The organism is Endozoicomonas ascidiicola (assembly GCF_001646945.1).
Taxonomy (GTDB): Bacteria; Pseudomonadota; Gammaproteobacteria; order Pseudomonadales; family Endozoicomonadaceae; genus Endozoicomonas; species Endozoicomonas ascidiicola.
Genome location: NZ_LUTV01000004.1, coordinates 398,270 through 412,833, shown reverse-complemented (window position 1 = coordinate 412,833; position 14,564 = coordinate 398,270). Strand labels below are relative to the sequence as shown.

Genomic DNA, 14,564 nt, shown 5'->3' with positions numbered 1-14,564 from the left:
TTTACGGATAACGGGAAACGGATAACGGAAAACGAGAACCTATGAGCACACTGAATTTTATAATCACCGATGCCGGACGACAGGCGGCGATCAATGCCGATGCCACCGGCGTACAACTGACCGTAACGGAGGTGGGTTACGGCACCGGCAACTGGTCGCCAGACCGCACCGCCACGGCATTGCAAAGCGAACTGAAACGACTGCCCGCCGGTGGTGGCGATAACCCCGCACCGTTGTATGTGCATATTGCGGTGACGGATCAGAGCTCCGATACCTATCAAGCCCAGGAAGTGGCTATTTATACCGGTGCTGTGTTGTTTGCAGTCTGGTCGAAAGGGTTGCAGCCGGATATGGATGGGCCGGGCAAGATCGCTTCCGGTGACTCGGCGTTTGTGTTTGATCTGTTGCTGGATAATGTGCCGCCTGGGTCAGTGACGGTGGGGGATGCGAATTTTAGTAATCCGCTGGCGACTACAGAAAAAATAGGTGTTGGGGAAATCGCCACTGAAGCGGAAACGTCTATTGGAGATGATAAACATCGGTGGATTACACCGTTTACCTTGCATAAATATATTGCTGAATGGTGGACGGCACTTGATCTTGATTTGAGCTGGTCAGCAATTACAGGAAAGCCAGATAAATTCCCGCCAGCAAACCATTCACACTATGTAATAGGTAGTAATGCTTTTGGATACTGGAAAGAGTGGGAAGACGGGCGTATTGAGTGCTGGGGACAAGTAAATTTCAACGCAAATAACGGCTATATAACTTTACCAAAGCCAGCGACTTATCTTGAATTTGCAGTTGCAAATGATGCATCCCCACCGACCAAGGTCAACGTTGTCTGTGTAAATGGTGGAAACGTGGGGATTAATAACAATCAGCTTCCATTGAGTTCTAATGGTGTAATGGGGCTTATATATTGGAAGGCTTGGGTGCGATGAAATACTTCTATGCAAACAATACTATTTACCAAGAAGGTGGGAGATATCCTGTTCCCGAAGGTGCTCTAGAAATACCTGGTGATCATTGGTTGTTAGCTGATACGGGGATTCCAAAAGGTAAAGAGATACAGCAAATTGCAGGAATGTTGCCTGTATTAGTTGAGATAGATAAACCTACGGTCGAATCTGTTGCAACCCAAAAACTCCAAACCATCAACACCCAAGCCGACGCCCTGTTACAACCAATAACCACCCAATACCCCAACACCGAGATCCTAAGCTGGGACAAACAGGAAATCGAAGCAAGGCGCTGGCAGGATTGGAACGACAGCGACCAAACCACCCCGGAGCCACCCACCAGTTACATCGATAACATCCTGATCACCCGCAACGATGTGGACAAACCGGAGCTGATCCGCCGCATTATTGCCAAGGCCGATGCCTATGCCCACACAGGCCAGATCACCGGCATCCGCCACAATCTGGAAAAACAGCTGGAAGACATCGTCAACGACGACACCTTAACCGACGATGAAAAACGCGCCGCCATGGAAGCCATGAATATTGAACAGGCGTACAGCGTTGTAAAACTGTAGTCGTAATCCGTGATCCGTTAACCGTATTCCGTAAAAGCCCTCAGTCACCACGGCCAACGGACAACGGCAAACGGCCAACGAAAAAAACCACCGGCCTCTGCCGGTTTTTTTGTGCCGCCATTTTGTACCCCGGCAGAACCCCAACCAACCCAAAAGGAAAACACCATGACCGACCGCTACCTGCACGGCTGTCGAATCATTGAAGATGATTCTGGCGCCCGGCCTATCCGCACGGTAGCTTCCAGTGTCATCGGCATTGTCGGCACAGCGCCGGATGCCGAAGGCGCACTGGCAGCCACTGCAACATTAACCACTGGCCTCAATTCGCTGTTGTTCACCTCGGTGCTGGTGGGCAATGCCAGCAACAATATCCGCATTGTCACCGAAGACCCCGGCGCCGATGATGAAGCGTTGAGCGTGAAGGTATCCGGAACGGCGATCCGTGTATCACTGGAAACCGGCAGCGACAGCGCCATTATCACCACCGCCGCCGAGCTGAAAACCGCCATTGAAGGCAACGCCTCCGCCAATGCACTGGTCAAAGTCACGCTTACCGATGCTGATTCCGGTACTTGGAAGCCGCCGGTCACCAGTGTTTATCTGGCCGGTGGTCAGGACGAACCCTTCCCCATCGGCGTTCCGGTGGCGATCTCGGCCAGTGAAGTGGGCAAAATCAAGAAGCTGGGCACTGAAGGTACGTTGCCCTGGGTGATGGAAATCATTGGTCGTTTCGGCGGGCACTTGTGCACCATCGTTCGTGAGCCAGAAGGCAGCGACGAACAGGAAACCCTCACCAATGTGATCGGCTCCAGCACCACTGGTCGTGGATTGTGGGCGCTGCTGAAAGCCCAGAACAAAACCGGCTACTCACCGCGCATTATTGGTATTCCCGGCTTCTCGCAAAATCAGGCTGCTGCCAATGAAATGATCAGCGTCACCGAACGGCTGCTCGGGTATTGCTATATCGATCCGGTGAACAACGTCACCTACGATAACGCCGTTAGCTATCGCCGCAAGTTTGGTGCTGAGTTCGGCATGATGCTGCACACCTGGTGGCGGGAACGCACAGCATCCGGTGGTGAAGTGCATCGTCCTTTCTCGGCTTATGCCTTGGGCTTGCGCGCCAGTTGCGACAACCGCAACGGCTGGCACACCGCGATGTCCAATCAGGCGGTATTAGGTGGACTGGGTCCGGTGCTGGATATCGATTTCAAACTGAACGATCCCAACACAACCGCCAACCGCCTCAACGAAAACCACATTTCCACCGTCGTGAATACCGGCGCCGGTTATGTGTTCTGGGGTTGCCGCAGCCTGACGGAAGATCCGAAAAAGCTGTTTGAAAACTGGGGTCGTGCCAAGGGCGTTATTTATGATTCTCTGGTCAATGCGCACCAATGGGCGATGGATCGCAACATTACCGCCACCTATGTTGACGATGTGCAATCTGGCGTGCAGAACTTCCTGAACCGCCTGCGGGCAGGGCAGTACATCCTTAACGGTCTGTGCTGGGCGGATGCGGAATTGAACTCTAATGATTCCATCGCCATGGGGCAGTTCTTCTGGAACTTCGATTACATGGTGCCACCGCCAGCGGAGTCGCTGAACTTTGTGGCGCACCCTCAGAACTTTGACTATCTCACGGAGGTGATCAGCAATGGCTAGCGGAGTGTTTGAACGTCAGGGTACGTTCTCAAAAGACGGTTATGGCTTCGCCGGAAAAGCCACGGAATTCACCCCGCCCGCCATTGAAGAAGTAATGCAGGAGCATAACGCCGGCGGCGTGGGTGGTACGCTGGAAATACCAATGGGTCGAGTCTCCAACATGGAAGCCACCTGGACCCTGAAAACAGCGGACGCCGATGCCTACAAAGGCACTCACCGCAACAACGTGGGCATTAAGTACCGCGCCTCGGCAGTGGATGAAGAGGGTAATGAAGTCCCGATTCGTTATGAATTGTGGGGTCGCATCACCCGCTGTGAAGAGTCCGCCAAATCCCCCGATGGTGAAAGCACCATCACTGAGCGGATGCACGTGACGGCCTACAGCAAGTTTGTGAATAACGAACTGGTACGGGAGATTGATATCAAAGCGGTGATCTTCAAACCCGACGGTGAAGCGGATATCTGGGAAGGCATGAGATAGTCCCTCGGCCTGTAAGCCATTCCCGATAAACCTCCTCGTTCCCATGCGTTTATGCCCTTTGGGTATTGCGTGGGAATGCCTACCTTAATTCGATCTACGCTCCCCACCCCAGGGAGCGAGGTACCTTTATGCTCGACACCACGGAAACCATCCGATTTACCAGAGAATACAATCTGGAAGCAGGACGCTTGCACGAAGTAGACATGCGCGAACCCACCACGGCGGATATTCGCAAGGCGTTGATGGCTTCCCAGAAATATCAGGCCGATATGGAACTTCGGGACATCGTCAAAGAGCAAACCCTGCTGGTGGAACTCACTGGCCTGACGCCCACCGACATCGATCGACTGGCCGCCTGTGATTATGAACGCCTGCAGATTGGCCTGCTGATCCTCCGAGCTGACCCCAACAACCGCGCCAAGCTTCGGGCGGAATACGTAATGGGGGAAACCGCGCCTTCGGATTCAGACCCGGCGACATCGGAAGGCGATACTACCGAATCAAAGCCGGACGCAGTTACGCCTATTTCGGCTTTACCCTGAAATACCTGCCCGATCCCGATGTGCTGTGCAAACAACTGCTGATCCTCAACAGCTGGACGCACTGGTCAGAATCGGAACTCCTCACCATGCCCCTTTCCCGCCTGAACTGGTGGTTGAACGGATTGCCCAAAAAGCAAGAGAAGGACTCATGGCTCAGAAACTCGCCCTGAATATCGGCATCGGTGCCACGGTAAACAGCTCCCTGGGCAAGAGCTTTGAACAGGCCCAGAAAGAAAGCACCGATCTCGGCAGAAATTACGAGAAGATCAACAAGCAGCTGGCTCGCACCCGGGAGGTAAAGAAGTACGAAAGCCAGCTGAAGAAATTGAATCAGCGCATTGCCCAGGGTAACGGCGATACGCTGGCCATGGCCCGGGTGAAAGAGAAACTTGAAAAACAGCTGAAGCAATCCCAACGGGCTGCAAAAAATGCCGGTGTGGATATTCGCAACCTGGCCCGGGAAGAAGAGCGACTGGGCTGGCAGGCGAAGCAAACCGAGAAACATCAGGAAGCCCTTAACCGCTCCATGGCGAAAACCGCCCGCATGGAAAAACTGCGCGGTGTGGGTCGCAGTGCCATGGGTTACGGGCAGGGCACCATGGTTGGCCGCGGTGTTTCGGCCATGGGTGGCAGTGCTGGCCTTGCCGGTGGTATGGGATTGGCCGCCACGGGTATTGGTGCGGTTGGCCTGGCTGCCGGTGCTGCGGCTACGGCTGGCTTTGCTGCCACGGTGCGCATGGCGGAGACTCTGGACGTGATCGGCAAACGGGCGGATCAGCTGGGCGTCACCACCAAAGCCTTGCAGGAATTGCAATACGCTGCTGATCGAACCGGCATGGGCGGTGAAGAGATGATCGACGCCCTGCAGGATCAGGCGGAAAAGATATCTGAAGCGGCAATGCTGGGCAGTGGTGAAGCGGTGGACGTGCTGGCAGCACTGAACCTGAACGCCGCCGAGCTCAACCAGTTAAGCCCCGATCAGCAGATTATGAAAATTGCCGACGCCATGGAGAGCGTAAAAAACCAGAACGATAAACAACAGCTGGCAATTAAACTCTGGGGCGGTTCCGCTGCCAAGATGGTGAACACTATCAAAGGGGGATCGGAAGCGTTGAAAGGGTTGATGGGGGAAGCGGATATCATTCCCGATGAAGTTATTCGAAACTCTGAGTCATTCGGTGATGCATTGCTGGATATAAAGAAAACCTTCGGTGCGGTATTTGCGATGGTGATGGGGCCAGCTCTTCCATGGCTTACTGAACGCATGGAAGAACTGCGGGCATGGATGAAATCTAACCAAGATGGAATCGAAGCATTTTCCAGTGGAGCAGGGAAGTTGTTCAGTGTGCTGTTCCGCATAGGTGGTCTGATTTATAAAACAATGGCGCCCGGTTTTAAATTGCTGTGGGCGATCATCTCCCCAATTGTTGAAACACTGGGCAGCATGATTGAAATGCTGGTAACTGCTAGTGAAAAAGTTGTCGAGTTTCGGGATGGTTTTTTTGGCAATATTCCTGTTATTGGTGGTCTTTTTGGTGGTGACGACACTGAAGCTGCTGGTGGTATGCCACAGCGCAAACCGGTGGGCGGTAATAACACCACCTACTCATCCCAGAACTCCATGGTGATCCAGACTCAACCCGGACAAGATCCGGAACAGATTGGTTCAATCGTGATGCAGAAAATAGAAGAGCGTGACCGACAACAGGCGCGGCAGTTCCGGGGTTCCATGTTTGATATGACGCCAGCGACCATTTAAGGAAATCCCATGCAAATACCAACTGCCCAGCTTGGGCGCTTTGCTTTCGGGCTGGACACCGGCAGCGTGGATTCCCTAAGCCGAAACTGGTCTTTCCGTTGGGCGAGTCAGGAGCGGCTGGGGTTAAACCCTGCCAAACAGTTCACCGGGCTGGGTGATCAGACGCTGAGTATATCCGGCATGATCTTCCCCGGTGAAATCGGTGAAGCCTACTTTGTGGAAGAACTCGCCAAAGAAGCTGGCACCGGCAACCCGCTGCTATTGGTCACCAATGTAAAAGACGTGGGGCAGGTATTGGGTTACTGGTGCATCAACAGTTGTCAGGAAACCAGCGGCAATCTGGATTATCAAAACAAAGCCCGCACCATCAGCTTCAGTTTATCCCTTAGTTTTTACGGTGACCGCTATGGCAACAGCGCAATATCTAACGCGAGAGGGTGACTGTTTAGACTTGATCTGTCTGAACTATTACCACCGCACGGATTCGGTGACATTGCAGGCCGTGATCCGCCATAACTACTGGCTTCGGGAACAGCCCGCCATCTTACCCGCAGGGCTGATTATTAAACTGCCCAACCTGCCAGCCCCCGAACCGGAAACCGTAACCCTCTGGTGATCAATGATTCCTGTATTTGAAATTACCGCTGATGATAACCGCATCACCGACGAAATAAGAAAGCGGTTCAAAAGCCTGAACATCACCGACGCCGCCGGTTATGAATCCGACCAGCTGACACTGGTGCTGGAAGACACACCGGACCCGATCACCGGCCAGCGTATCGAGCTCCCGAAAAAAGGTGTGATTCTGCAGGTGGCGTTGGGTTATCGAGTCGCCGAAAAAACCACCGTATTACCCGCCGGCCGTTGGGTGGTGGATGAAGCGGAACCGTCTGGCGGCGTGGGTGGCGATATCATCACCATCACCGCCAATGGCACCGACTTTACTGGCGCACTGAAAGAGAAAAAAACACGAGCGTGGCAGGATATTGATCTGCCCGGCATTCTGGAAACCATCGGCAGTGAACACAAGCTGACGGTAAAAGTGCCGGAGCAGTTTAAAAAAGTGCTGTTTGATCAGCTGGATCAGACCGGCGAATCCGATATCAACTTCATCACCCGACTGGCAAAAGATCACGACGCTCTCGGTAAAATCGTGGGCAATGTGCTGGTATTCAATCCGCGCAACAGTGGCAAGAACACCGACGGTAAAAAGATTGCGACGGTGTATCTTGGTTATCCGGGCAACGTCAGCACCTGGCGAATGAACCAACCCACCCGCACCAAGTATGGATCGGTAGCGGCTAAGTGGTACGACGTCACCACCTCGAAATACTTCACGGAAACAGTGGGCGACGGTGAGCCGGTATTGAACATCGAAAAGATGCACGCCAATCAGGCACAGGCAAAAGACGCGGCATTATCAAAACTGAAATCCAGCAAACGCAGTGATGCCACCTTGAGCCTTACCGGCCCAGTGCCGTTTGGTACATTGATGCTGACAGAAACCAATCTGGAAGTCAGCGGAATGCGGAAGGAAGTGAATGGCCAGTGGCGGGTGGATCGGGCACAACTCTCCATGACCACTGGCGGCTTTAACTATTCGCTGGAAGCGGTGAAGCCTGGGGATTAATCAGCGCCGTTGATCCATTCCAGGTCATCAGCCATGAATCTGTATCGAACACGGCCAAATGACCTGGTTTGTTCATTACCTGTGACACTTTTATCTTTAGTTACTAAACGGACGCTGATGTTTATCTCTTCATCCTTTGGGTTTATGCCTTCTTGAACCAGTGATTCAATGACGGCTTTGATTGTTCCTTGAGCGTAGTATTGCGAGAACTCCAGATCAATATCCATGTTCTTTGGTGCTGTATCCGTTATATAAATGGAACGAGTTGAAATCTGCGCCTCTCTGGAAAACCCATTCTCTTTTGCATTCTCTGGCAGCTGCACCAATTCGGTCAGTGTATCAATCACCTGTTGCTCTGCAACTGATGCCTGTTGCTCTGCTGCTTTCTTCTCTTTGTCTTCTGGTAGCATGCTGCCGATAAACGACAGCACCAAAAGAACGGCAATACCGATACCCCACTTCTGTGATTTTGTCATCATGCAGACCCCTGGTTAAAGATTCCATAGTGCCAGTTCTTGACTGACGCAACAAGATTACCCCTTTTTATTCTATCCTGTGTGTTCGCCCATACGAGACTCATTCGATGGACGATATTGAAACGCAGACAGAAGACCAGTTTCTGGATGCACTTTATCGGAATTTAACCGCACTTCGGGAGGTTCTTATGATCACCGAACAACACACACCGGATCACCAGACACGGCAACAGTTAACTGTTAAGCGCCGCGCTCTGGAAGCGGACATTTATGACATAGAACGAAGACGAAGGTATCTCGATAAAAAGGGATAAGGAGCCAGGCGCTTCAAAAAGCCACTAAGCAGCCCCCTTGCACTTTCACGTTAATAAAAACGCTCTTGTATGGCACAAGGACACCCGGCACAGAATGCCTGTCGTCCTGAAAGGATGGCGTCCCCATTAGTCACGTTTTGAAGCGTGGTCAGGTGACGGCGTCATTATGCCACACAAGAGCGTTCTGGCAATATACCGAAACCGCATTTACGAATAAAGATGAAGTGTGACCGACCAGATTAGACAGATTATTTCAACCATTTAAACGTCGATGGACGTTTATTTAATGTAAGTAAACCCTGTCGTTTATACAGTGTAAAAATACAGTATCTAAGTTATTGATTTATATATGATGTTTATGATGCTTTTGATACAGGTTTTTGAGGTTGTTTTTCCAATTAAATCATAGAGTTACATGGGCTAAAACGGCATCTTGACATGGTGGGGGTCGCTGGTTCGAGTCCAGTACCGACTACCAGATTCTATGGTAGTCGCGGCGATAGCGGTTATTAACCCAAGGGGTGCTTGGGACATGTAGGGGACATGACTACTTATAATGGGTTGTTGTGTCCCTTTCTGCGTTGATGACATATTCTCATCAAAACTCTTTTTTCTTCCTTTTTTTTCAGATCAAGCAAAAAAAATCTCGCCTGAAAAATTTCATGCAAAAAAATCTCGTTATATCTTCATCTGCCATAAATTTTATGGGGGATTAGTGGGGGTATTTCTGTTTTAGATTTCTTTATGTCCCGTATTGTGTCCCAAGTTAAACGTCTGAAGCCCTTTGTATTAAAAGGCTTCAGTGGGTTTGAAATGTATTTTGGAGGTGGGTATTCAAGCGGTTGGAGTGGATTTGAACCAGTTGGCATCCAGAGACTTTAAGATTTTTCCTTTTGTGTCTTCAGTATCGACCAGCCAGCCTGACTCGGTGGCGATGGATCGGTAACAGCGAACGACTTTTCTCAGGGTGTCTTTTTCCTTTGGGAAAAAATCGGTTGTTACCTGATCACCATTGGTGAATGGTTGCTTGGATGAAGTCATTAAATAATTACTTAAACTTTATGGGTAGCTGTTTGATAGAGATTGTTTAATCGTTTCAATACATCGTCTGAACTATGGCCATCATAATCTTCATTGTTGTTTTTTTCTCTGATATCTAAATCTGACCAGTATTTTTCGGGGAGGTGGTAGGTGAGCTGACCAAAGGAAAGATCAAGACCTGCAATAAACCAGCCTATTAATTCTGTATTTTCTTGGTTTCGGCGAGTTTTAAAAGCGGAGTATGGGTAGGCGGCAAGCAGGTTTATAAAAAGTAAATGACGGTGTTCATAGAGCTCTTCAAACGTATGGTATCCATCAGATACCTGGCTGGCATCGCAGGGGAGAATTAAAAGGTTATCCATTAGCCTTGCCTCGCTAAACCAAAACTCACTTGAAACCATCGGTTTTATTTTGGTTTTGGCTTAACCGGTTTTCTGAGCACCTCTTCCTCCTCGTCAAGAGACGTCTTGGTATGGAGTCTGTCGGCTAACTCGACTGGTTTTTGGTTAATCTGCACGCAGAAGGCTTTGACATTCTTCACCAGTTCATCTTGGGTGCTATGACAATAATGATAAGTTACCTCCTCTCTCAACCAACGCCAAAGAGCCTCAACTGGCATAAAATCAGGACTGTACGGAGGTAGCCAGACTAGCTCTATTTTTAGATTTTTTGCAGCCTTGCAGACGTCAAATGACCGATGATAGGACGCACCATCCCAAATAACAGTAATTTGTCGTTCAAGATTCTCCTGTCGAATACGCTCCAGAACATTCACAGTATGTTGTGAATTGCCTTTGGGGTATGGCCAAATCCTAACCTGGCCCTCGTTGTAGTAATAAATCCCGTAAAACGTGACTTTGGATAGCCCTGGAGAGCAAGAAGACACAAAGAGTCTACCGCCTTTAGCTGACCACCCACTACCGATATCCGTATCCTGATGAATGTGCGCTTCGTCAATATAAACGATCAGTTTTTCTTGCCTGGTTGCCTGCTGAAGTAACGGCTCAAGCTGCTTCAGATAGTCTGCTCTTTTTTCAGGATCGGCACGATTCAGGAGCTTCTTCGCCTTTTTCCAGGAGATATTATTCCTTTTCAAAACACGGCGAATAGTTTCCCGGGAGCAAGTAAAGCTCCATTTCACCTTGCACCAGTTTACTAACCTTTTAAGAGTCCAGCGAAGGAGTGACGACTTTTCAGCATTTGCAGCGGCTTCAGCCGAACGGTGGATGGCTTGAGTGATGATTGAGGTAACGGTTAGACAAAAGGGGGGTGCCCGCCTGTACGCTTATACTGGAGAGCTTTTGGGCCGAATTCATTATAAGCTTTGATCCATTTCCACAAGGTGTGTGTTGCGCGTTTGGTGCTGAAGGCCACCTGTGAAGCGGATTGCTCACAACAGACTTGATAAAGGGCCATAAAGCGTTCGCGCGTCCTATGGTGAGGTTCTGATAATCCAGATTGATAGAGGCATTCTGGGGATTGATTCCATTTATCGTGTAGGACTTTAAGCATGAATCGAATAGTTATGGCAAAAAATGATCTGTAATTATACGTCTTGAATCGTTTTTCGTTTCATGCTTTGGATCAATTTATCTGCTCATTTAGAACTGTATGTTTCAAATGAGTTTTGGTTTAGTTATTGCATTTGGCTATTTCTCAGCCTGTAAGGGTGCTGCGCTGACGTTGTTGATAATTGTCAAAATCAACTGGCATAGACAGAGTGTGTTGGATAATTCGAATGCTTATCCAAGCGAGTGTCAACTTTCTAATAAAAGAAGACTGAAGCTCTAAAGGTGTTTATTTTCAGTAACTTAGCTTGCATGGAAGCGGCTTCTGGATAAGGGGGCGTTAACACCCTATCCAGAAGCGTATTGATTTAGGAAACCATCATTTTAATCGGTTGGGCCTTGGCATAAATCGCCAGTCCACCCAGAGATGTCTCACGGTATTTAGCCTGCAGATCCAAACCCGTTCGATACATGGTTTCAATACAGCTATCCAGAGATACTGCGTGTTCGCCATCGCCACGCATAGCCAGGCGTGATGCGGTTATGGCTTTGATAGCCGCCATACCATTTCGCTCAATACACGGAATTTGAACCAGCCCGGCAATCGGATCACAGGTCATGCCCAAATGGTGTTCCATGCCAATCTCGGCAGCATTTTCTACCTGCTCCATGGTGGCGCCTTGAACGGCAGCCAAGGCAGCCGCCGCCATAGAACATGCAGAACCCACTTCAGCCTGACAACCGGCTTCAGCACCCGAAATAGAAGCGTTCATTTTGATCAGTGCGCCAATAGCGGCAGCCGTGGCAATAAAGTCACGGACCCCTTGTTGGTTATTGCGGGAAATAAAGCGAGTGTAGTAAGCCAGTGTCGCAGGAATTACACCGGCTGCACCATTGGTTGGTGCCGTAACCACGCGACCACCGCAGGCATTTTCTTCATTCACCGCCATGGCAAACAACGTCACCCAATCCATGATGGCGAAATGATCCATTAGCATGGCCTCCGGGTTAACGGTGAGCTTTTTATGCATATCTGCAGAGCGTCGTTTAAGACCACTGACCGGCAGTGTGCCTTCCATGCGAAGCCCACGTTCGATGCACGCATGCATCACTTCCCAGATATTATCGATTTTTTCATTCACCAGTTCGGCGTTGCCGTCGTGACGAGCAATTTCATTTTCAACAACCAGTTGAGCGATGGTTAAGCCATGATCGTGACAAAGGTTTAACAACTCTTCGGCGGAACGGAAAGGGTAGGGAACCGGTGATATTTCATCTGAACCATTGGCGGCTTCTGGCTGATTAAATTCATCGGCACTGACCACAAAGCCACCGCCCACAGACAGGTAAGATTTGTAATAAACAACAACGCCGTTTTTGTCCGAAGCAAAGATGCGCATGCCGTTTGGGTGTTCAGGCAGGGTTTCTCCGTTATGGAATACCAGGTGTGAGTCGTAATCGAAGTCAATATCGAACTTACCGGCCAGCTTCAGTTTTTTCTCAGCGCGAATAGTTTCAAAAATACGGTCGGCGTCGTCTGGCTCGATGGTGTCTGGACGGTAGCCTGCCAATCCAAGCAGAGTGGCTTTATCAGTACCGTGACCAACACCGGTCAGAGCCAGCGAGCCATAAAGGCCAACTCGTATAGAGGCAATGCTCGAAAGAATGCCTTTCTCTTCAAGTTCATTCAGAAAACGGTGACCTGCCCACATAGGGCCAACAGTGTGCGAACTGGAGGGACCAATCCCGGTTTTGAAAATATCGAAGATGCTGAGCATAGTACTTCTTGCCCTTGAAAGGATGAACGAGCAATGGCCCGTTACGATTCTACAAATGATTGGGAGTCTAGCCCGTGCATTGAGAACAAAGGCTAGTGAAAATTCTTTGCGTATTTTGCCGTGCTTTGCCGGTAACTGAAATACCGTGAGCACTCATGGCGCTCACGGATTACCGAAGGTTTTGGTGGGAAATCAGATTAACTGGGAAGTGATAAAGCCGGTGATTGCAATCAAACCCATTACTACGGTAAAGATGTTTACCTTGGAGCGATACTGCGCCATGGAAGGCACTTTATGGGTCGCATAAACCGGCAGAATAAACAGGATCATTGCCAGAATTGGAGCGACCAGAGATTCGATCATGCCCATAACGCTGACGTTTGCATAGGCAACCGCCCAGACAGAAAGCGTGATGAAAATAATAATGCCTTTGTCGATGGCCTTCTCATTCACTTTCTTACCCTGAGCCTTGGCACGGTTAACCAGCATACCTTGCAGACCTTCACGGGTACCCATGTAGTGACCGAAGAAGGAAGAGGAGATCGCTACAATGGCAACCACCTGAGCCAGCCAGGCAAAGATCTGGTTATCTGTGCGCTCGGCAAAGATAGACAGAATTGGCAGGTTAGCGGCTTTAGCGTGCAGCAGTTCAGCAGGCGACAATGTCAGTACACAGCTGTAGACAAAGAACATAGTGAAGCCAACCAGCATCATGGTGGTGCGCTTCAGAGTTTTACTGGTTTGTGCTTCAGCGCCGTCACCCAGCTCTTTACGATAAGCAGAAGAGAAAGAGGAAACCGCAGGAGAATGGTTGAAAGCAAAGACCAAAACAGGAATGGTCAGGAATACGGTTTTCAGGAAGCCTGCCGCAGTCACTGGCGCATCAAACTGTGCGGTATTCCACTCTGGAATCAGGTACAGAGAAGTACCGAACAGGACCGCAATCAGTGGGTAAACGATGGCGTTGGTCACTTTCAAAACGGTTTTCTGACCAGCAATCATGACGCTGACCATGGCGGCTACCAGCACAAAGCTGAGAATCGCACGGTTTGGTGTTTCCATGCCCAGCTGATTCACCATTAGAGAGCTGACGGTATTGGTGATACCGATGCCGTAGATCAGCAGAATTGGATAGATGGAGGCAAAGTAACCCAGAGTGATCAAAGAACCGGCTTTCTGGCCAAAATGCTCAGTGACGGTTTCAGTGATGTTGGAGTCCGGGTTTTTGGAAGACAGGCACAGACGATTCAGACCACGGTGAGCCAGAAAAGTCATTGGTCCAATGATGATGGTCATCAGGATCAGTGGCCAGATACCACCAAGACCTGCATTGATCGGTAGGAACAATACGCCGGCACCGATGGCGGTGCCGAACAGTGTCAACATCCATTCAGTATCACGTTTGGTCCAGTTGCTGGAAGTTACGTTGCCAGCGGCCATTGGTTGAGCAATTGTTTGCGACATCGGAGTCACCCGGTCAGTAGATAATCAGATGGCGCGAACTGTACAGAATTTACGCTGTTGGTTTTTTGATCTGGATCAAGTTGGATGAACAGTTGGTGTCCGTATTTAAGGGGAGTATTTTCCAATCCCAAAATGAGCCTGAAAAGAGTATAAACCCATGATTTCAGGCCTTTCGCTTAAAGATGCCTTGAAACAGTGATTCTCTGGCAGACTGCAGTTGCTGGGCAGCCTCGTTATCACTCATTGATTCAGCCTTTGACTCCAATGCATGCGGCGGAGTTCCTTTCTTCAAATATTGCGTCCAGTCAGGCAAAGATTTCAGTTTTTCATAAGGTGTCATCATGTTTTCGTAAAGGTAACGTTTTC

Annotated in this window: 17 protein-coding genes and 1 tRNA gene; 11 read left to right on the top strand and 7 right to left on the bottom strand. The window is 49.8% G+C overall.

Annotation, left to right across the window (positions count from 1 at the left end; translation table 11 throughout):
• Window positions 1-41 precede the first annotated feature (41 nt).
• The 9 genes from AKL11_RS12415 (at window position 42) to AKL11_RS12375 (ending at window position 7,617) form a co-directional block, all read left to right on the top strand.
• Window positions 42-944: a hypothetical protein gene (locus AKL11_RS12415; RefSeq protein WP_067517837.1), complete on the top strand. Its 903-nt coding sequence runs from the start codon at window positions 42-44 to the stop codon at window positions 942-944.
• On the top strand, window positions 941-1,540 hold the full coding sequence (locus tag AKL11_RS12410) for a hypothetical protein (RefSeq protein ID WP_067517835.1): 600 nt from the start codon (window positions 941-943) through the stop codon (window positions 1,538-1,540). The genes AKL11_RS12415 and AKL11_RS12410 overlap by 4 nt, the downstream gene beginning before the upstream one ends.
• A gap of 165 nt (window positions 1,541-1,705) precedes the next feature.
• Window positions 1,706-3,205 carry a phage tail sheath subtilisin-like domain-containing protein gene (locus AKL11_RS12405; RefSeq protein WP_067517833.1) on the top strand — a complete coding sequence of 500 codons (1,500 nt, stop codon included), beginning with the start codon at window positions 1,706-1,708 and terminating at the stop codon, window positions 3,203-3,205.
• A complete protein-coding gene (locus AKL11_RS12400; RefSeq protein WP_067517830.1) occupies window positions 3,198-3,686 on the top strand; it encodes a phage major tail tube protein in 489 nt (162 codons plus the stop codon). The genes AKL11_RS12405 and AKL11_RS12400 overlap by 8 nt, the downstream gene beginning before the upstream one ends.
• Window positions 3,687-3,814: 128 nt before the next feature.
• Window positions 3,815-4,228 (top strand): phage tail assembly protein, encoded by a 414-nt coding sequence (locus AKL11_RS12395; RefSeq protein WP_067517828.1) that lies wholly within the window; start codon window positions 3,815-3,817, stop codon window positions 4,226-4,228.
• A 25-nt stretch (window positions 4,229-4,253) separates the two neighbouring features.
• Window positions 4,254-5,987, top strand: coding sequence for a phage tail tape measure protein (locus AKL11_RS12390; protein ID WP_067517826.1), 1,734 nt, complete (start codon window positions 4,254-4,256; stop codon window positions 5,985-5,987).
• A gap of 9 nt (window positions 5,988-5,996) precedes the next feature.
• Window positions 5,997-6,428, top strand: a complete 432-nt coding sequence (locus AKL11_RS12385; RefSeq protein WP_067517824.1) for a phage tail protein — start codon at window positions 5,997-5,999, stop codon at window positions 6,426-6,428.
• Window positions 6,394-6,603, top strand: a complete 210-nt coding sequence (locus tag AKL11_RS12380) for a tail protein X (RefSeq protein WP_067517822.1) — start codon at window positions 6,394-6,396, stop codon at window positions 6,601-6,603. The genes AKL11_RS12385 and AKL11_RS12380 overlap by 35 nt, the downstream gene beginning before the upstream one ends.
• 3 nt (window positions 6,604-6,606) lie before the next feature.
• Window positions 6,607-7,617 (top strand): contractile injection system protein, VgrG/Pvc8 family, encoded by a 1,011-nt coding sequence (locus AKL11_RS12375; RefSeq protein ID WP_067517820.1) that lies wholly within the window; start codon window positions 6,607-6,609, stop codon window positions 7,615-7,617.
• On the opposite strand, the gene AKL11_RS12370 is transcribed toward AKL11_RS12375, so the two are convergent.
• On the bottom strand, window positions 7,614-8,096 hold the full coding sequence (locus tag AKL11_RS12370) for a hypothetical protein (protein WP_067517818.1): 483 nt from the start codon (window positions 8,094-8,096) through the stop codon (window positions 7,614-7,616). The genes AKL11_RS12375 and AKL11_RS12370 overlap by 4 nt on opposite strands.
• A 104-nt stretch (window positions 8,097-8,200) precedes the next feature.
• Between AKL11_RS12370 and AKL11_RS12365 the strand changes: the two genes are divergently transcribed.
• Together AKL11_RS12365 and AKL11_RS12360 are read left to right on the top strand one after the other, a co-directional pair.
• Window positions 8,201-8,407 carry a hypothetical protein gene (locus AKL11_RS12365; RefSeq protein ID WP_067517816.1) on the top strand — a complete coding sequence of 69 codons (207 nt, stop codon included), beginning with the start codon at window positions 8,201-8,203 and terminating at the stop codon, window positions 8,405-8,407.
• A gap of 409 nt (window positions 8,408-8,816) precedes the next feature.
• Window positions 8,817-8,885: transfer RNA gene (locus tag AKL11_RS12360), tRNA-Val, on the top strand.
• A 356-nt stretch (window positions 8,886-9,241) separates the two neighbouring features.
• On the opposite strand, the gene AKL11_RS12355 is transcribed toward AKL11_RS12360, so the two are convergent.
• The 6 genes from AKL11_RS12355 to AKL11_RS12330 form a co-directional block, all read right to left on the bottom strand.
• Window positions 9,242-9,448 carry a hypothetical protein gene (locus AKL11_RS12355; protein ID WP_067517814.1) on the bottom strand — a complete coding sequence of 69 codons (207 nt, stop codon included), beginning with the start codon at window positions 9,446-9,448 and terminating at the stop codon, window positions 9,242-9,244.
• An 11-nt stretch (window positions 9,449-9,459) separates the two neighbouring features.
• Window positions 9,460-9,810, bottom strand: coding sequence for a WDGH domain-containing protein (locus AKL11_RS12350; protein WP_067517812.1), 351 nt, complete (start codon window positions 9,808-9,810; stop codon window positions 9,460-9,462).
• 44 nt (window positions 9,811-9,854) lie between these two features.
• Window positions 9,855-10,676, bottom strand: coding sequence for an IS630 family transposase (locus AKL11_RS12345; RefSeq protein ID WP_253705205.1), 822 nt, complete (start codon window positions 10,674-10,676; stop codon window positions 9,855-9,857).
• 648 nt (window positions 10,677-11,324) lie between these two features.
• Window positions 11,325-12,734: an L-serine ammonia-lyase gene (locus AKL11_RS12340; protein WP_067517810.1), complete on the bottom strand. Its 1,410-nt coding sequence runs from the start codon at window positions 12,732-12,734 to the stop codon at window positions 11,325-11,327.
• A gap of 192 nt (window positions 12,735-12,926) precedes the next feature.
• Complete coding sequence (locus AKL11_RS12335) at window positions 12,927-14,198, bottom strand: aromatic amino acid transport family protein (RefSeq protein ID WP_172807282.1); 1,272 nt, start codon at window positions 14,196-14,198, stop codon at window positions 12,927-12,929.
• 163 nt (window positions 14,199-14,361) lie between these two features.
• Window positions 14,362-14,564: hypothetical protein (locus tag AKL11_RS12330; protein ID WP_216636801.1), on the bottom strand; the 203-nt coding region annotated here is incomplete at its 5' end.